The organism is Paracoccus aerodenitrificans (assembly GCF_027913215.1).
GTDB classification, from domain to species: Bacteria; Pseudomonadota; Alphaproteobacteria; order Rhodobacterales; family Rhodobacteraceae; genus Paracoccus; species Paracoccus aerodenitrificans.
In genome coordinates this window covers 361,136-379,368 of the sequence record NZ_CP115784.1, presented here as the reverse complement: position 1 = coordinate 379,368, position 18,233 = coordinate 361,136, and the positions used below count along the sequence as shown (strand labels likewise).

15 protein-coding genes and 1 tRNA gene are annotated in these 18,233 nt (G+C 58.2%); 11 read left to right on the top strand and 5 right to left on the bottom strand.

Features of this window, described 5'->3' with window-relative positions:
* Positions 1 to 44: 44 nt before the first annotated feature.
* Positions 45 to 404, bottom strand: coding sequence for a helix-turn-helix domain-containing protein (locus PAE61_RS03150; protein WP_271113970.1), 360 nt, complete (start codon positions 402 to 404; stop codon positions 45 to 47).
* 180 nt (positions 405 to 584) lie between these two features.
* On the opposite strand from PAE61_RS03150, the gene PAE61_RS03145 reads away from it, so the two are divergent.
* The 3 genes from PAE61_RS03145 (at position 585) to PAE61_RS03135 (ending at position 2,981) form a co-directional block, all read left to right on the top strand.
* Entirely contained in the window at positions 585 to 1,559 is a 975-nt protein-coding gene (locus tag PAE61_RS03145) for an NADPH:quinone oxidoreductase family protein (protein ID WP_271113969.1), read from the top strand.
* Between the two features lie 99 nt (positions 1,560 to 1,658).
* Positions 1,659 to 2,411, top strand: a complete 753-nt coding sequence (locus PAE61_RS03140) for a Bax inhibitor-1/YccA family protein (RefSeq protein WP_271113968.1) — start codon at positions 1,659 to 1,661, stop codon at positions 2,409 to 2,411.
* 177 nt (positions 2,412 to 2,588) lie between these two features.
* On the top strand, positions 2,589 to 2,981 hold the full coding sequence (locus tag PAE61_RS03135) for a hypothetical protein (RefSeq protein WP_271113967.1): 393 nt from the start codon (positions 2,589 to 2,591) through the stop codon (positions 2,979 to 2,981).
* A gap of 33 nt (positions 2,982 to 3,014) precedes the next feature.
* Here PAE61_RS03135 and PAE61_RS03130 read toward each other — a convergent pair whose 3' ends face one another.
* Both PAE61_RS03130 and PAE61_RS03125 read right to left on the bottom strand, forming a co-directional pair.
* Positions 3,015 to 3,956 (bottom strand): 1-phosphofructokinase family hexose kinase, encoded by a 942-nt coding sequence (locus PAE61_RS03130; RefSeq protein ID WP_271113966.1) that lies wholly within the window; start codon positions 3,954 to 3,956, stop codon positions 3,015 to 3,017.
* A complete protein-coding gene (locus PAE61_RS03125) occupies positions 3,953 to 4,360 on the bottom strand; it encodes a metallopeptidase family protein (protein ID WP_271113965.1) in 408 nt (135 codons plus the stop codon). The genes PAE61_RS03130 and PAE61_RS03125 overlap by 4 nt, the downstream gene beginning before the upstream one ends.
* Before the next feature lie 78 nt (positions 4,361 to 4,438).
* Between PAE61_RS03125 and gltX the strand changes: the two genes are divergently transcribed.
* The 4 genes from gltX to PAE61_RS03105 all read left to right on the top strand — a co-directional run bounded on the left by gltX (position 4,439) and on the right by PAE61_RS03105 (position 8,246).
* Complete coding sequence (gene gltX, locus PAE61_RS03120; RefSeq protein ID WP_271113964.1) at positions 4,439 to 5,761, top strand: glutamate--tRNA ligase; 1,323 nt, start codon at positions 4,439 to 4,441, stop codon at positions 5,759 to 5,761.
* Between the two features lie 323 nt (positions 5,762 to 6,084).
* Positions 6,085 to 6,842, top strand: a protein-coding gene (locus PAE61_RS03115) for an IS5 family transposase (RefSeq protein ID WP_271112270.1) whose coding sequence is annotated in 2 segments (ribosomal slippage) — positions 6,085 to 6,421 and positions 6,421 to 6,842 — 759 coding nt in all. Because the reading frame shifts where the segments join, the coding sequence is not laid out codon by codon here.
* A gap of 48 nt (positions 6,843 to 6,890) precedes the next feature.
* Positions 6,891 to 7,805 carry a hypothetical protein gene (locus tag PAE61_RS03110; protein ID WP_271113963.1) on the top strand — a complete coding sequence of 305 codons (915 nt, stop codon included), beginning with the start codon at positions 6,891 to 6,893 and terminating at the stop codon, positions 7,803 to 7,805.
* 364 nt (positions 7,806 to 8,169) lie between these two features.
* Positions 8,170 to 8,246, top strand: a tRNA-Met gene (locus tag PAE61_RS03105).
* A 302-nt stretch (positions 8,247 to 8,548) separates the two neighbouring features.
* Here PAE61_RS03105 and PAE61_RS03100 read toward each other — a convergent pair.
* Positions 8,549 to 9,076, bottom strand: a complete 528-nt coding sequence (locus tag PAE61_RS03100) for a hypothetical protein (RefSeq protein ID WP_271113962.1) — start codon at positions 9,074 to 9,076, stop codon at positions 8,549 to 8,551.
* A complete protein-coding gene (locus PAE61_RS03095; RefSeq protein ID WP_271113961.1) occupies positions 9,073 to 9,765 on the bottom strand; it encodes a response regulator transcription factor in 693 nt (230 codons plus the stop codon). Before PAE61_RS03095 ends, PAE61_RS03100 begins: the two co-directional genes overlap by 4 nt.
* A gap of 524 nt (positions 9,766 to 10,289) precedes the next feature.
* Between PAE61_RS03095 and PAE61_RS03090 the strand changes: the two genes are divergently transcribed.
* The 4 genes from PAE61_RS03090 to PAE61_RS03075 all read left to right on the top strand — a co-directional run bounded on the left by PAE61_RS03090 (position 10,290) and on the right by PAE61_RS03075 (position 18,084).
* Positions 10,290 to 12,362 (top strand): hypothetical protein, encoded by a 2,073-nt coding sequence (locus PAE61_RS03090; protein ID WP_271113960.1) that lies wholly within the window; start codon positions 10,290 to 10,292, stop codon positions 12,360 to 12,362.
* Between the two features lie 111 nt (positions 12,363 to 12,473).
* A complete protein-coding gene (locus tag PAE61_RS03085) occupies positions 12,474 to 14,573 on the top strand; it encodes a hypothetical protein (protein ID WP_271113959.1) in 2,100 nt (699 codons plus the stop codon).
* Positions 14,570 to 16,756 (top strand): type I secretion system permease/ATPase, encoded by a 2,187-nt coding sequence (locus tag PAE61_RS03080; RefSeq protein WP_271113958.1) that lies wholly within the window; start codon positions 14,570 to 14,572, stop codon positions 16,754 to 16,756. The genes PAE61_RS03085 and PAE61_RS03080 overlap by 4 nt, the downstream gene beginning before the upstream one ends.
* Positions 16,753 to 18,084 carry an HlyD family type I secretion periplasmic adaptor subunit gene (locus PAE61_RS03075; RefSeq protein WP_271113957.1) on the top strand — a complete coding sequence of 444 codons (1,332 nt, stop codon included), beginning with the start codon at positions 16,753 to 16,755 and terminating at the stop codon, positions 18,082 to 18,084. Before PAE61_RS03080 ends, PAE61_RS03075 begins: the two co-directional genes overlap by 4 nt.
* The last annotated feature ends 149 nt before the right edge of the window (positions 18,085 to 18,233 follow it).

Sequence of the window (18,233 nt, the reverse complement as noted above, 5' to 3'; positions counted from 1 at the left end):
TCGCGCCACTCATAGCGCGGATTGTCAGGGGGCAAAACCCGTCCTCAGGCCGCGTGCGACAGCACCTTTGCCAGTTCGAAAATCTGACGGCGCTGCGCCTCGGGCATCGCATAATAAGCGCGGATCAGTTGCAGAGCCTCTTTATTGGCCATGACATCATCCTCTACGCTGGCATTCGCCCGGCCATCGGACAGCCCTTCGAAGAAGAAACTGATCGGGACATCCAGTGCCTTGGCAATATCCCAGAGACGCGACGCAGATACGCGATTCGCCCCGGTTTCATATTTCTGGATCTGCTGGAACTTGATCCCGACCTGATCCGCCAATTGCTGCTGTGTCATGCCGATCAACCAGCGACGATGGCGAATCCGCGTACCAACATGCACGTCAACTTCGTGCTTCATAACTACACCTCACTCAATCTGTACGAGTATTACACCGGATTCCTCTTAAAATGGCGACGGTAAACATGGCCGAACATCCTAGAGTTGACTAAAAAAACAGGCATTTGCAGCTATTGTCCACCATTTATACAATGGCTTGGCGGAAATCAGCCGACGCACGGCCACAGGAAAGGACACCTAATGACCGAATCGCTTTTGAGGGCAATGGTGCCTGCCAAAGGTACAGAACCCCTACTTGTCCGTGCGGAAATTCCGCGCCCGTCACACTCTCAGGTTGTGGTTGATATCGCGGCGGCTGCCATCAATTTTGCGGATCTTCTGATGATCGACGGCAGCTATCAGGACACCCCGCCCTGGCCGTTCACCCCGGGAATGGAAGGTGCGGGCACCGTGATCGCTGCGGGGCCGGACGCAACATTGCCGGTCGGCAGCCGGGTTGCGATCTCGGCGATGGGAACGATGGCACAGATCGGCTGTTTTGATGAGGCGGATTGCCGGATCATCCCCGACAGCATGGATTTCCGGCAGGCAGCCGGATTTCAGGTTGCTTATGGCACCAGCCATCTGGCGCTGACCGAACGCGCGGCGCTGAAAGAGGGCGAGACCCTACTGGTTCTGGGCGCGGCAGGCGGTGTGGGACTGACCGCGGTTGAGATCGGTGCTGCGCTTGGCGCGAATGTGATTGCGGTCGCGCGAGGCGAAGACCGCTTGCGGATGGCGAAGAAGGCCGGGGCGAGCCATTTTCTGAGCAGCAGTGAGATCGACAATATCGGCCATGCGGTCCGGGACCTTGGCGGCGCGGATGTGATCTATGATCCGGTTGGCGGCGCTCTGGCAGAGGCGGCATTCCGTTCGCTGCGCCGGGGCGGCCGGTATCTGTCCATCGGCTTTGCTGCCGGCCGGCCGCCGGAGCTGAAACTGAATCACGTATTGGTGAAGAATATCACCATCCACGGCGTCTATTGGGGCGGATACGGGGCTTTGGATAACGACATTCTGACCAGAAGCATGAACGCCGCCTTCCAGCTTTTCGAGCAGGGCAAGCTGAATCCGCATATCGGCGCGACGATGCCGCTGTCGCGCCTCAGCGAAGCCTATCAGGCGCTTCGGGACAGGACAGTCACCGGCAAGCTGATCGTGACAATGAAAGACTAGCTTTCTTGCCGTGTTTTTGTTGTAATCGAACGGTATTGACCCAATATAGACAACGATAGGTGCCTTCCGGCACCCGTAACGCCAGTAATGGAGAGATTGATGGCTGAATACGACACCCAGCGTCTGGCTCAGGCCCGGACGGGTGCCGCGACCCGCGCCGATATCGATGTCGGACTTCGCGAATATATGAGCAAGGTCTACGGCATCATGGCAACCGGCATGGCCGTGACTGCATTCTTTGCGCTCGGACTGAACATGCTTGCCGTGCAGGGCGGCCAGCTGACCTCAATCGGCATCGCGGTTTATACCTCGCCCCTGAAATGGGTTCTGATGTTTGCCCCGCTTCTGATGGTCTTTGCCTTCGGCGCGGTGGTCTATCGCCTGTCCACGGCGACGGCGACGCTTGTTTTCTACGGTTTCGCGGCGCTTATGGGCATGTCGCTGAGCTGGATTTTCATGGCCTATACCGGCACCTCGATCGCCTCGACCTTCCTGGCGACCGCCGCCGGTTTCGCCGGTCTGTCGCTGTATGGCTACACGACCAAGCGCGACCTGTCGGGCATGGGCTCGTTCCTGATGATGGGTCTGATCGGGCTGATCATCGCCTCGATCATCAACATCTTCCTGCAGTCGAGCGCGATGCAGTTCGCGATCTCGGTCATCGGCATCCTGATCTTCGCCGGCCTGACCGCCTATGACACGCAGAACATCAAGAACACCTATCTGCGTCTGCGCGACTCGGATCGGGATTTCCTTGGCAAAGCCGCCATTCTCGGTGCGCTGAACCTGTATCTGGACTTCCTGAACATGTTCATGTTCCTGCTGCAGTTCATGGGCGCCAGCAACGACTGATCGCCCGGCGATAATCTGTCAAAGCTACTGGAAAGCCCCGCAATTGCGGGGCTTTTTCGTGTAACGGGCTGCTGTCGTCATGCCACGATTTCCAGACAGAGCCATATTCTCCGGAACAGGCAGCCCGGCAGATAGTTTACCCCGAGTGACAGAGCAAACCAGAGAGGGTCGCAGGTTTTGCCCGGTATTCGGAATATCGCGGTCTCACTGACCATCACGCTGGCGACGACGGCAAAGGCGTCTCCGGTTTTTGACCCTGACGGTCCATTCCGCGAAGGCGAAGCCTTCGGCACCCCCGCAACCTGCGACACAATAGGCCAATGGATCGAGCACGTCCCCGAGTATGACGGGCGCATCAGCATGGTCATTGAAGGTCCCATCACCGAGAGCCACTGGGACGGTGCGCTCGCCTATCTCATCATGTGCGACCCGGAAGGCGTTCAGGTCATGTGCATCACCTATGAACCTGAAGAGGTTACAGGCGAGCCGATCCAGTTCGCAGGCGGCTATATCCGGGCGGCCCGGAAACAGATCATCCTAGACCCCTGCCTGACATATCCCGTCGAATAAAGGCAGAGCGCACCATCCAGCCCGATCCACGGATCAAAGCCGGGTTACAACGCGATTTGTGTAAAGTTCTTCCACATCTTCGGCCCGGCAAAGCTGGGTGGCGGGCGTCATGCAGGTGGCCGAGGCCATCGCAGCACCCAGCCCCAACGCATCGGGCGTCGCCAGCCCCCGCGCCATGCCCAGAGCATACCCCGCCACGAAGCTGTCGCCTGCGCCAACCTTGCTGATCACCTGTATATCGGCAGCCTCGGCGTGCCAGGCCGCGTCCGGCGTCACTAGAATATTCCCGTCCGAGCCCCGGGCGACAATCACCGATTGCGCCGCCTGTGCCGCAATCAGAGAAGCCGCGAAAGCCGCACTGTCGCTGCGCAGCTTCAAAGGCTTGCCACCAAGCCATTCGGCCTCTTTGCTGTCCATACGCAGCACGGCGACATTATACCCGCCGTCCGCCATCGCCCGCAGCGCATCGCCCGAAGTATCCACGATCATATCGGCGCCGCGCAGCTTTCCCGCCAGCATCCCGGCATAATCCGCCGGAACACCGGGAGGGTTCGAACCGGACAGCACCAGATACCCCTGTTCGCCAAATGCCGCGATCCGCTCCAGAGAGGTTTCCACATCAACCGGGCTCCATTCCGGGCCGGGCATGGTGAAGCGGTATTGCTGCCCGGTGGCGCGGTCGGTCACGGCAATGGACTGGCGCGTCTCGCCCGGTGCCTCGAACCGGACCGGATCCAGCCCGGCATCTCGCATCATATCTTCCATCCGCTGGCCGATCGCCCCGCCAAGAGCGACCAGAGGCGTTGAAACGCCGCCCATCGCAGCAATCGCACGGCTGACATTGATCCCGCCACCACCGGGATCATAGACCGGCGCATCGCAGCGCAGCTTGACATCCGGCTCGACCCTGTCCGCGCCTGTGGAAACATCGAGCGCAGGGTTCAGGGTTACGGTTACAATCGCGGCTTGCGTCATTCCCACCACCTGTCGATCCGTGCGATATCGTCATCTGACCAGCCGAAATGATGCGCCAGCTCGTGCACGGTCACATGCGCCACAAGATCGGACAGGGTCACATCGCCCCTCTCGGCCCATTCATCAAGGATTGCACGACGGAACAACCAGATCGTGTCAGGAAAATGCTGCGGCTCGGACGGGGATTTTTCAGTCATGGGAATGCCGTCATAGATGCCGGTCAGTTCCAGCGGATCATCCGTTTCCAGCTCATCCAGCATATCATCGGGGGCGAAATCCTCGACCCTCAGGATGATATCCTTCGCATGTGGCGCGAATGCGGCGGGCAGTGTTTCGATGACACCTCGTGCGATGGCTTCAATCTCATCGCCGGAGGGCGCAGTCCGGTCGGTCCAGTTGCTCATGGGCTCACCTCATTTCCCCCTGATATGGACAAAATCGGCCCTATATGAAAGAGGATGCCAATCCAGAGGACATATGCCATGACCACCACCCGTTTCGCGCCCTCGCCCACCGGGCATATCCATGTTGGCAATCTGCGTGCTGCGCTGTTCAACTTCCTGATCGCCCGAAAGACCGGCGGGACCTTCATCCTGCGTTTCGACGATACCGACCGGGAGCGGTCGAAGCAGGAATATATGGACGGGATCAAGCGCGATCTGGAATGGCTGGGGATCGGCTGGGACCGGATCGAACAGCAATCGAAGCGGCTGGACCGCTATGAGGAGATGCGCGAGAAACTGCGCGAGGATGGCCGCATTTATGAGGTGTTCGAAACGCCGGGCGAGCTTGATCTGAAGCGGAAAAAGCAACTGAACATGGGCAAGCCGCCGGTCTATGACCGTGCCGGTCTGGCTTTGTCCGATGCCGAGAAAGAGAAACTGCGCTCCGAGGGGCGGCAGGGTTACTGGCGCTTCAAGCTGGCCCATGAGCGGATCGAATGGAATGACCGGATCCTCGGCGATATCTCGATTGACGCGTCCTCTGTCTCCGACCCGGTGCTGATCCGCGCCGATGGGCAGGTGCTGTATACGTTTGCGTCCTCGGTGGACGATACCGATATGGGCGTCACCGATATCGTTCGCGGCTCCGACCATGTCACCAACACCGCCACGCAGATCCAGATCATCGAGGCGCTTGGCGGCAATGTCCCGAATTTCGCCCATCACAGCCTGCTGACCGGTCCGCAGGGCGAAGAGCTTTCGAAGCGCCTTGGCTCACTGGCGATCCGGGATCTTCGTGAGGCAGGAATTGCGCCCGAGGCTCTGGTTTCGATGATGTCCCGGCTGGGGTCCTCTCAGCCCGTCGAGTTGCTGACGATGGATGAGGTGACCGAAAGCTTCGATCTGGCGCATTTCGGTGCCTCTCCGACCAAGTTCGATTCCGAGGATCTCTGGCCCCTCACCCGCGCCCGCAACCAATCCCTGCCATTCGAGGCCGTGAAGGACCGGATCGCCGCGCTTGGTGTGCCCGCGGATCAGGCCGAGCGGTTCTGGCGGGTTGCTTCTCAGAACATCACCAAACTGGACGATCTGGCCGGCTGGTGGACGATCTTCAGCGAAGGAGCAGAGCCCGATATCGCCGAAGAAGACCGCGACTTCATTGCCGAGGCCATGACCATGCTGCCGCCGCCGCCCTATGACGACTCCAGCTGGGCCGAGTTCACCGCGAAGGTAAAGGATGCCACGGGCCGCAAAGGCAAGGGCCTGTTCATGCCGCTGCGCAAAGCCCTCACCGGCCAGGCACATGGCCCGGATATGGGCGATCTGATGCCGCTTTTGCAGGTGGTGAAGGCGCGGGGGTGATTTTCGCTCCGGCAGGACACCCCGGGGCGCCATAGCGCATCATTATATAATGCCGTGATCCCGCTTCTATTGCGAGCGTCCCATCAGAGTCTGGCCATGCAAGACGTCATGCCAAGTGCATTGTCAAATCCCTTCGACCACATGCTAAGCTGTTAATCTTATTTCCAGAAATGCCATGCGGCGTGATATACTACTTGAGCGTGCTTGCCGACGACAGAGGAAGCAAAAGTGCTGAGTCCGTTGCGGCATCATTGCTCTTAGGCTCCAGACCCATTGATTTCGGGCTGTTTGCGTGATTCAGGCTCTGCAAGGAGACCTGATTTATGAGCAACCTTTTCTGGCTGACTGACGCGCAGATGGAGCGTCTGAAACCCTATTTCCCGAAATCCCACGGCAAGCCACGCGTTGACGACCGGCGTGTCCTGAGCGGCATAATATTCATCAATCGTAATGGCTTGCGATGGTGCGACGCGCCGACGGACTACGGCCCCGCCAAGACGCTCTACAACCGCTGGAAGCGCTGGAGCGAGAACGGGACCTTCGCCCGGATCATGGTGGGCCTCGCCGCCGAGAGCGCCGAACACAATACGATCATGATCGACGCGACCTATCTGAAAGCGCACCGCACGGCCTCGAGCCTGCGGATCAAAAAAGGGGGCGCGGGCGCCAGATCGGGCGAACGAAAGGCGGCATGAACACGAAACTGCACGCCGTCACCGACGCGAAGGGCCGCCCGATAGGGTTCTTCATGTCCGCCGGACAAGTCAGTGATTACACCGGGGCAGCGGCACTTCTGAACAGCCTGCCGGAGGCGGATTGGCTGCTGGCCGATCGGGGCTATGATGCCGACTGGTTCAGAGATGCCTTGAAAAACAAGGGGATAAAGGTTTGCATCCCGGGTCGGAAGTCGCGCAAGAAACCCGTCAAATACGACAAGCGGCGATACAAACGCCGCAACCGCATCGAAATCATGTTCGGCCGACTCAAGGATTGGAGGCGCGTCGCCACCCGATACGACCGTTGCCCCGAGACCTTCTTCTCTGCAATCCTGCTCGCCGCGACCGTCATCTTCTGGTTATGATCAAGAACGAGTCCTGAGCCTAGCGACACGGTAGCGGGGATGTGATTGATGCGTAGTTTGCTGGTTTTGATGGTTTTTGTGTGTCTGACTTCGGCTGGCCAGGCTGTGACTCTGAAAATCTGCAATGCCGGGCAACAGGAGCTCTTCCTATCAACTGCCCAAATGAACCCCGATGCCTACAGTGTGACCTATCGTGTCTCTGGATGGTCTCATCTTGAAGAGGGCAATTGCTGGATCAATTTGGATCCGGAGGTACCGCAGATCGATGTACTTGTTATATATCCCGATTCTGCCGGACGCTGGGGAGCAACGGCTTTCGACGCCAGTTTCCTGGACTCCAAGATAAGTCCGTTTTCCTATCAAACGGGCGATCTGAGGTTCTGTGTTGATCTGGATAAGTCATTTGGCCGAGAGCGAGTTTCGAAAAGCGATACCTATTGCGACGAAGGTGAATTTCTTGCCCCATACCCGATCCGCGTAGTCGGCACGCAGGGAGGCGGAACACTGAATATCACGGCAGCGACATTTCTTCGCCACGACGATACTCATCTGTTGAAGACCGCGCCCAGACCGCCTGAACGCGGCGAGGACGAAAGAATCAGCCTGATCCGTGGTCCGAGTGCCGAGCAGATCGCCGGGGCGGAGCTGCGCGACCTACGCAAAAGGCTCGCAGTTGGTGCAGCGTTTCTGGGCCTGAAGGGTACAGATATCACGCTCGACAAGGTCAGTCTGGATCGTTGCGTCATGACGAATGATGAGATTGCCTACTGCCGGTATGAAGCCCGAGCACAACTGTCTGACAACGAGCTTGGCGCTATCGCCGGTCTGGTCAATATGGGCTTCATGATCAACGGCTATCAATGGTCGTCCTTTGTGGTGCACAAGGATCGCTGGGAACTGGAGCGAAAATACGAAAGCTGCCGTATCAGCGAGACGCGAGTGAACTGCACCTGGCGGGAATAGCCGAGTTTCAGAACGCAAGGGGCTAGGTCCGGCTTGGTGCAAATACGTTATCTCAGTCGGGTGCGCACATAGGTTGCTCATGGTTTCACTGTCAGTCTTCTATGATTTTCTTACGAGCCACTACCAGCCATCGCCCGCACCTCTGTTCTCCTCGACCTCGCCCCGCTCCGAAGCTTGACTGGTCAGAGACTGAGGGACATGGAGTGGGGACTCGCGGCCTGTTGACATGACCTATCCGCCGGAGATGCAATGAGTCTATCCTGAGTGACTGGCGCAGGGTGTCTCACGGTGAAGAAACGGTCAGAATCGTCTTGACGCCCTTCGCGCCCTCCCTTACATCGCCTCCACCCCACGAGGTGATCGGGGCGGAGTAGCTCAGTTGGTTAGAGCAGAGGAATCATAATCCTTGTGTCGGGGGTTCAAGTCCCTCCTCCGCTACCATTTTTCAGACAGATCGTTTCTGCTTTCTATCTCTCATAAAGAAACGCCGCTGAAGTTTACCAAAGCTGCAGGCTGTCCTCCTGAGGATACCGGGGAATATATTCGTTTATTTTTGCGTTTTTATTTTTAATCTTTTGACAACATCCGCTTTCAGCCGAAATGATTCCCTCATCTTAAAGCGGATTGTTAAAGCGGCCCCACAAGCCCAATTAATTAATTAAGCATCATAAGATTTACGTCAGATACTCACAGTATAAATCAATCACGGAAATGATTATACATATTCTCCAGACGTTTTCCGATCAAGATATCGGGTAATCGTATTTAGCCAAAAACTGCCATATATTCCGATTCAGACCGGACATCATATCAAGATCTTGATCCAACCGTGAAAGCTCGTCCCCACCAAGATTCTGGCGCTTACCCATATGAATGCGGTTCCGACGATCTGCGATGCGCATAAGAATAGTCGAAACCGATCCATCATCCTCAAAGGACCAAATACTGTGATTATAGCGATTTCTTACGGCTGACAGCTTGGTGAATCTTGCTGTCAGTTCAAGAAGCTCGCTCTGCTCTTCACCTTCGGGAAGGCGCAGCTTCGCCAGCCTCTCGACCATCTCGATTCTGCCGCGTGTCGAAGAAACCGAAAGAAAAACAACGACCGCAGCATCCTGCTCCATTCCCGAAAGCCCCGCGAGAAGGTGGATCAGCAGGCTCTCCGTGTTGCTCCAGGCGTAGTTAAGGCGCCCGACGCGCAGAAGCACCGCATCCAGATTCGATTCCCCGTCGGCCTGAGGCGCCCCTGCCCCTTGGGGCTGATCGCTCATTTTTTCATCGCGCGATAACGCATCGCGGCCTCAGTCCGGTTACTGACGCCAAGCCGTAAATTCGCGTTATGCAGGTGCAGCTTGACGGTATGCACAGACAAGCCAAGCTTGTTCGCGATACGCTTATTGGAATATCCGTCAGCGACCAGCCGCAGCACATCAAGCTGCCGCTGTGTCAGTCCGCTGAGGGAAAGCTCCGGTTCCGCTGGCCTGGCCCTCCGCGCGGCCGTCACATCGGGTGAGACATAGCTTCCACCATGCGCCAGCATGCGGATGATCGACAGCCACACATCAAGCCGTACGTTCAATGGGAAGATGCTGGCCGAGATTTTCCTCAGGTCTTCTCGTTCATAGCAAGTGATTCCAAAGCCCACACTCGAAAAAGCGACTCCCATAGATCCGACGGGGGCGGCAAGAAGCTTAGCACGGTCAATATCGTCAAGTCCGATCAGAGTTTGTTCGTCAACGACGACGACACCTGGCGCACGCGATCCGGTTTCTATCAACACGTAAAGATCCGAGACAGAGCCAAGCACAACTGAACATACATCTCCAAGCTCCTGATTTGTTGCAGCGATGAGACTTGCGGAGAAATTATACTGGCTTCCAAGAAAGACGACGGCTGCGCCTATGGGAACAGGGCTGGCAGCCTTAAATTTATTCGAATCATTAAATGAGATTGTCGTCATTTTAACTATCCTGTCCGCCTTAGGATACTGAACTAGTTTAGGTTAGATCACCTATTTCTCCGGCCACCCCAACCGTCGATAAACCACATGTTAACACAATTTACTCACGCTCAAAGATATTTTGAGCATTTTCATCTAATTAAATTAAAATATCCGTAAATCGACCTAGCCAATAGGTTTAGTATTATACTGACTATCTGATGTAATCATTTGCGATAACGGTTGTGTATTAATAGCCAAGGTATCCCTGACCAAACGCACACTGGGCTTAGCCGTTAGTCCCATAAAAGCTTAACCGGTTTGTCTGGCTATGCCGGGTTATACGGCAAGGCGTATTGTCGGGGCGTTGACTGGCGAATTTTCGCCGATCAGCGCACCGAGAGTGGTTCGGGGTGGTGAGTCACTTATTCGGTTCAACCGCAAGGCGAGAATGATCGCTCCGTTTCTACGGTGAGTAATGCTCAGCGATCCGAATTGTCTTGTTATCTTACCACCTGAACCGGGGCGGAATTGCGAGCCTGTGAATGAAGTGGCCGTATCCGCCCGAAAGGGAGAATATCCTAATGTCTGGCAATCGCAATATGAACATGTTTGCGTTCCCCTTCGACAACCAGAAGCAGAAGCAAGATCAGGATCAGGATCAGGATCAGGATCAAGCTCAAGGCCAAGGTCAGCTGAACCTTCAGGGTCAGGGACAGAAGCAAACCAGCGAGTCCGAAAACGCCAATACCAACGGCAATGAGAACGGCAATGCCAACGGTAACGGTAATGGTAACGGCAACCTCAATGGTAACGGCAATGTAAACGGCAATGTAAACGGCAATGTAAACAACAACTCCAGCACCACCGACGCGAATTCCGGCTCAGGCTCGCTTGCTGGCGCAGGTGCAGGTGCAGGTGCAGTTTCCGGTTCTAGTGCTGATAGCGCCGCGAATAACGCTGCCGGCAATGTTGCAGGTAACATCGCGGCAAACGGTGCGCTGAATGGCTCGGTAAACTCGTCCGAGAACGACAATACCAGCGGCAATACAGCCACGAACGAAGCGACCAACATCTCCACCAACTCCACCGATGTAGATACGACGGTCACGACCGAAGTGGAACTGGGCCTTGATCTGGAAGGCTGGGAGCCGTCCGATGACGACTATGCCGACATCGATCTCAGCAACATCGGCAGCATGTCCAACCTGATCATCAATCGTGATGGAACGATGGGCATCGGAACGAAGGATGTGAACATCTCCGAAGTTCTGACCGACGCTCTGAACGGCGCAGGCAACGACACTGGCAACAATATCGTTCAGTCCTCGTCGCTGGCTGATCAAGATAAGCTGTACGACCCGAATGTCAGCAACGAAGCAGCCTTCAATCAGAACGGTAGCGTTACTGCTGGCGAAGCCAACTCGCAGGAAGGTATCAACGCTGCCAATGACGGTGGCGATGGTGGTAAAGACGCCAATGCATCCGGCGGTTCCGGCAATGCTAACCCTGATGGCGGCTTCGCAAAAGGCTTTGGCGGCAACGCTAACGCTGCTGAAGGTGGCGGAGCAGGCGCCACGACCGGAGGTGCCGGCGGCGGTACCGGCACCGGTGTTGGTCTGGGTGCAGGCCTCGGCGGCAGCGCCGATGGTGCGGCTGCGGGCGGTCTGTCCGCTGGTCTGGGTGCCGGTCTGAGCGGCGCTGAAGGCGGCGATGCTGGTGCCGGAAACCTGGCCGGTGCACTGGCCGGTGCTATGGGCGGCACTGGCGGTGCCGGTGGCGCAGGCGGGACTGGTGGTGAAACCAATGCTGATGGAACCGGCGGTGTCGGAAGAGGTGGCGAAGGCGGCCAAGGCGGAACCGGCGGAACCGGTGGTACCGGTGGCGAAGGCGGCCAAGCTGGTGCTGGCGGTAACGGCGATGACGGCGGTATCGGCGGCGACGGCGGCGAAGGTGGCGTCGGTGGCGTCGGTGGCGTCGGTGGCGTCGGTCGAGGCGGCGAAGGCGGCGAAGGTGGCCAAGGCGGCGCTGGCAGCGAAGGCGCAACCGGTGGTGCTGGCGGTGCTGCTGGCAGCGGCGCCGAAGCGGGTGACGCTGGTTCGATCTCGGCGATCCTGGCTGCTGCAGGCGCAAATGCCGGCGAAGCAACCTCCGGTGACTCTGGCGGTCTGGGCCTGAGCGGTGTGGATGCCACCGGTGGCGACGGCGGAAGCGCTGACGGTGCTGGCCTTGGGGCTGCGCAAGCCTCTGGCGGCAATGGGGTTTCTGGCGACATCGCCGATATCCTGGGCGGAGATGGCGGTTCTGCACTGTCGTTCGGCGGTCTTGCCGGCGCGGGCGATGCCATGAACACCGACAGCGGCAATGGCGGCATGGCCGGTCAGGTCATGACCGGAGACGGCGGCTACGCCAATGCCGGAACCTGGGGCTCGAACAACGGCGATGACGGCTACGTCAACGGTTATTCGACCGCTTCGGCTGACGCTGCTCTGCAGACGAGCGCGTTCAACCAGGAAATCGTCATGGGTGCCAACGTTCTTGGCAACACTGTCGACATGACTGTTGTCGGTGGTAACCTCAGCTCGAACTCTGTCGGGGACGACGACATTACTTCCTGAAACGATGACTTCTAAGAACTTCCTGCGCGGAAACGCTCCGCGCAGGATCTAATTAATTCCATTCTTTCCGGTCATTTTCCGGTAACTGATTTCCAGAGGGAGAGTCTCCAAATGTTGACAATCAGCCCCGCGGAAGAAGCAATCTGGCACTTCATCGGAGTATTTCAGTTCTCTGAAGAGCGCGGTCGGATGCGCATCGAGTATGACGAGCTCTCTGCGCTGAAGACGGAGCCGGAAGAGGTCGAGATCGAACCGCTCGATATCGCCAACACATTCCCCTACAAACTGACGAACTATATTCCGAATATTTCGTATCAGCCGCCTCCCGATGCTCCGGTCGAGGTGGATACGTCTTATGAACTCTCTCCTCAGCCCGAGCCGCAGGCATCGCAATGGTGGTCATATAGCGACGATCTGCCAGAGCTCAGCGTCCGTCCGATTTCAGGACAGGTCACGATTTCATCTCCGTCGCCATTTTCTACAAATGTGCCGTCTATAGATGTAACGGAAGCCATTCCCCAATTCGAACTGCCTGTTCCTGGGTCCGTCGCGGTGATCGTCACGCAGCGAAACTGGTCGCATGATGACGACGAACTGGATGCTGACAAGTTCCAAAGCGGAGTTGTCGATCTGGCCGTCATTGATGCCAGAATGGCAGAACTCATGGAGTTGTCGGCAAAGACCGCAGTCAGCGTCGATGTCGAGCTTCCCGCGACCGAGGCCGCGTTCATCGAAATGGCTAGGTCATTCGAGGGCATGGCTGCGCCGGAAAAACTTGACGTGCGCGTAGAAACGTCGACCCGGACAAAACAGGACGCCGAGGGACTGTATCAGGACGGCGAAGAGGTCGAAAGCGCCCCCGATATAGATGCGCTGATGCCGAAATACCGCGCCTCCAAGAAAAAGGCGGCGGAAAAGCAGAAGAAGGAAGACGCACCAGAAGAGAATGTCACCACCGGATCGACCGGGAACGGCCCGGCCAATATCAGCGACCCCGAGGAGAATGCTGCGAAATCGGCCACACCTGCCACTGTGACAAAACCTGAGGAAGCAGGCCATGAAGTCGTGCACGGCAACAACACGCTGATCAACGATGCCAGCATCACATCCGCCTGGATACAGGCGCCGGTCGTAACCGCAGCGGGCAGCGTCTATAACTATACGCTGATCAGCCAGACGAATATCATCAGCGACAACGATCTGGTGACCGGACCGGACGGAACGAAAGAGACCCGCACCGATCAGAACGATACGGAAGCGCTGAACTATGCCGCTTATCTGACGATCTCCAATCCCCGGCCAATTCCGGAGGCCGATGATGGCGGCCCTCAGTTTTGGGTGACGGCGACGCTTGAGGGCAGCCTTGTCAGCTTGAACTGGGTCGATCAGTATAATCTGATAACCGACAACGATATCACATCGATTACCCTGCACGCTCAGGAGACCATGCTGGTATTCGGGCAGAACGGCGCGACGAACTCGGTTTCGCTGACCGAGCTGGGGTATCAGTACGATGTCATCATCGCCAACGGGAACATCATCAACGTAAACGCGATCATGCAGGATAATGTGCTGCTGGACGATGACCGGGTGGTTACCACTGAAAGCAACGGCTCGATCAGCACCAGCGACAATGTTCTGATCAATCAGGCCGTGGTGATCGAAGTCGGCGCTGAGAATTTCCGAGACGCAAGCCCGGATTCGGGCACGAAGATGGGCAGCACTCCGGACGGACAATTCAGGCTTCCGCAGTCGGTTCTGGACGACCCGGCTCTGAAGGGGCTGGAAGTGGTTCGCGTCCTGAATATCGAAAAAGATCTCGTTTCGGTGAATGTCATCCGGCAGACAAATGTTCTGGGCGATGCCGATCAGGTTGAGCTCTATCGCGACAAGCTGGCCGCCGGAGAAGGCACCAGCGAGACGATCACCGGGTCGAATGTGCTGATCAACAACGCCACGGTCCAGGAATTCGGCGTCGATTCGAACATCTATGTCGGTGGAGAAATTTACACCGACGCACTGCTTTATCAGGCCGAGCTTGTGTCCTCTGACGCGCCGCTGATGCCTGAAAGCTCGACGACGCTTGCCAGCGAAGCGGTCTTGTTTCTGGCTGAAGGCATGATCGGCGAGGATCTGGACGATAATGAGTTCCGGCCGATCGGCGCAGACCAGGCAATTTCCTCTGACGTAATGGATACCGTGGTTACATGACGAAGAACCAGACGACAGAAAAGCTGCGTCTCGAACCCGAGATGAATGTCGGCTGGAAGGGCGGCAAATCGCAGGCGCCGCGGGTCAACCCGGAGGGGACCGGGCCGACCATCGACCAGAAGGCCGGCAGGCTGCCGGATCTTCCTGCTCCGGGCGGCAACGCCTCGGCAGCGGCCTTTCACAAGCGCGTCCCCGAGGCGGATATCGCCGGGGCTTTGCCGGCAACAATACGCAGGCTGTGGCTGAATATTCTTGGTGTTTTGCTGTTCAGCGGCGTGACCAATATTCTGGTTCTGGCGATTCCGATCTATCTTTTCCAGATTTCCGACCGGGTGCTTACCAGCCGCTCGACCGATACGCTGATCATGCTGACACTCGTCATTATCGGCGCGGTGCTTTTGCAGGTGACATTCGACGCAATCCGCCGCGGGATGCTGCTGCGCAGTTCTGTCGATCTGTCCGCACGGCTTGGAGCGCCGGTGCTGTCCGCCGCAGCCCGTGCATCACTGGCCAGCAACGGTCAGGAATACCAGACTTTGGGCGATCTTCAGCAGGTGCGCAGCTTTCTGGTCTCCGGCACGCTTCTGTCCTTTCTGGACCTGCCCTTCGCTCCTATTTTCATCCTGGCGATTTTTCTGGTTCACCCACATCTCGGCCTGATCGTGCTGACCACCGCGTTGGTGCTGCTGGTGATCGCAATGATCAACCAGAGGGTCACCGCAAAGCCCTTCTCTGACGCCAACCGGCATCTGAGCAAATCGAACCTGCATCTGGACTCGATGGCCCGCAATTCTCAGATCATCAACGCATTGGCGATGATCCCCGAAGCGGTGAATATCTGGGGCCGCGATGCTGCTACCTCAATGGCGGCGCAGGTTCGCGCACAGGACCGCAACATCATCTTCGCCGGAGCCTCACGCGGTGTCAGGCTGTTGACTCAGGTCGGGCTTCTCGGCTGGGGAGCCTATCTGGCCCTGCAAGGCGAGATCACCGGGGGGATGGTCATCGCGGCCTCGATCATCGCGGGCCGGGCTCTGGCACCTATCGAGGGCGCAATCGAGGGCTGGAACAGCGTTCTGCTGTCGCGGGCGGCCTATGGTCGCATCGCAACGCTGCTGAAATCCTCTCCGTTGAATACGCAGCGCCTGCGCCTGCCCCATCCCGAGGGCCGCCTTGATGTCGAACGTCTGCTGTATGTTCCCAACGGAACCAAGCGCGTTGTGCTGAACTCCATCGGCTTTTCGCTGAACCCCGGTACATCGCTTGCCATTGTCGGGAAATCCGGCGCAGGCAAGACCACGCTTGGGAAGATGCTGGTCGGCTCGATCCTGCCGACATCCGGCAGCGTCCGGCTGGACCTGATGGATCTGCGCAACTGGGACCAGAGGCAGCTTGGCCAGTGCATCGGCTATCTGCCGCAGGACGTTCAGCTTTTCCCCGGCACGATCAAGGACAATATCGCCCGGATGCGGGCCGATGCCAGCGATGAAGAGATCTATCAGGCTGCCGTGCTGGCCGATGTGCATGACATGATCGCCAAACTGCCCGAGGGTTACGAAACCATCGTCGCGGCGGATGGCTCGCCCCTGTCCGGCGGTCAGAAACAGCGCATCGGTCTGGCCCGCGCCTTTTTCGGCAGCCCGCGTCTGGTGGTGCTGGATGAGCCGAACTCGAATCTGGACACGGCTGGCGATCAGGCGCTGTCTCGCGCGATGGCACTTGCCAAGAAAGACGGCATGACCGTGGTCGTGGTGACGCAAAAATATTCCATCCTCAAGGATGTCGATAATATCATGCTGCTGGCCGACGGTCAGATCGCCCTGTTCGGTGCCCGGGATCAGATGCTTGAGAAGCTCTCGCTTCAAAGCCGGCAGGGCAATGGTGCCGCACAGGCGGTACGGCAACAGTCGGCACCACAGCAACCGGCCCCCCAGCCTGCACAACAACCGCAGGCTGCCCCGCAACAGCAGGCCGCCCAAGCCGCACCACAGCAACAGGTGATCCCGCCCACGCCACAAGCCGCGCAGCCTTCGGCCGGGCCATCTCAACAGAAGCAAATTTCCCCCGAGGCGATCCGCGCGGCGGAACGGCTGCAGCGGGCGGCGGCGAAGCAGGCAGAGCCACCCTCTGACGCGCAAAGAAGCACCGCTTCTTCCGAAAACGACCCGGAGACCAGATCATGAGCAGCCCCAGCTCTATCGAAGCCCTCTATGCCCGCGTACCACGCTCGGTCACCGGACATCTGATCTTCGGTCTGGTCCTGCTTGTCCTGTCATTCGGAGGCTTTGGCGCATGGGCTTTCCGCGCACCGCTTGCGGCGGCGGTCATGGCCCCCGGCAGCTTCGTCGCGACCGGGCAGAACAAGATCGTGCAGCATCTTGAGGGAGGTATCATCAGCGAAATCCTCGTCGGCGAGGGTGACAGCGTCAGCGCCGGTCAGCCCCTGATCCGTCTGGATGAAACCGCTGCGATGGCAAATAAGAGGGAACTGGAACTGCGTCGCGCCAGACTTGAAGCGATCAGCGCCCGGCTACGGGCGGAATATGACGGGCTGGAGACCCCCAATTTCTCGGATTTCCTGCTCGATCAGGCTGACGACCCGGCGATTTCGATGATCATGAACGAACAGCTTGCCGCGTTCCGCGCGGCAAAGGCGAAGCTGGACGGCGAAATTGTTCTGCTGCAAAGCAATATACTGGCGGGAACCTCTCGTGCGGATGGATATCGCGGTCAGCTTTCCGCAGTGGAAACCCAGCTTGACCTGCTGCGCGAGGATCACGACACGCGCAGCCAGTTGCTTGAGCGCGGCTTGGTCAAGCGCAGCGAACTGAACTCTCTGGCCCGTGCCGTCGCCAATGCCGAGGGCGAGGCCGAACGGCTGAAATCGCAGATCGCCGAAACGCTGGAAACGGTCAACAAGGCCAAAAGCGAGATCGAACAGACGCGCCGCCAGCATATACAGACCGCCCTGGATGAAAGTCAGTCCATTGAAGCCGATCTGGACAGTGTGCGCGAGCAATCGATGAGGGCACGCGATATTCTGGAGCGCTCTGAGATCGTCTCACCGGTCTCCGGGACTATCGTCAGAATGTATTACCACACGGCGGGCGGCGTCATCGAGGCCGGTAAAGCTATTGTGGAAATCCTCCCCGACGATGCGCCGCTGGTGATCGAGACCCATGTTTCGCGTACGGATGTGGACGATGTGGCGGTCGGGCAACGCGCCTCTGTTCGCCTGACCTCCCTGAACCAGAGGACGACGCCGGTTCTTGAGGGTGAGTTGATCTATGTATCGGCGGATGCGCTGACGACTGAAACGGACGGGATCCCGAAAGAGGTCTATGTCGCCCGGATCGACATTCCGGCGTCAGAGCTGGACCGTGTGACCGGCTTCCGCCCGACACCCGGCATGCCCGCCGAGGTGATGATCGAAACCCAGTCCCGCACCTTCGCGCGGTATCTGGTCAAGCCGATAGAAGACAGCCTGTCCCGCGCCTTCCGGGAGAACTGACGGGCAGAACGGCCCTGTCGGCAACTCCCGGATCGGCTGCAGTCAGGGTCGGCATGTCGCGCTGTCGGCAGAAAACCCTTGACTTGGCGTGCTCTGCACCCCATCTGTCCGCCATCCGGGTCGCGTGCTGCCGCGTGTGCAGCCAGTCG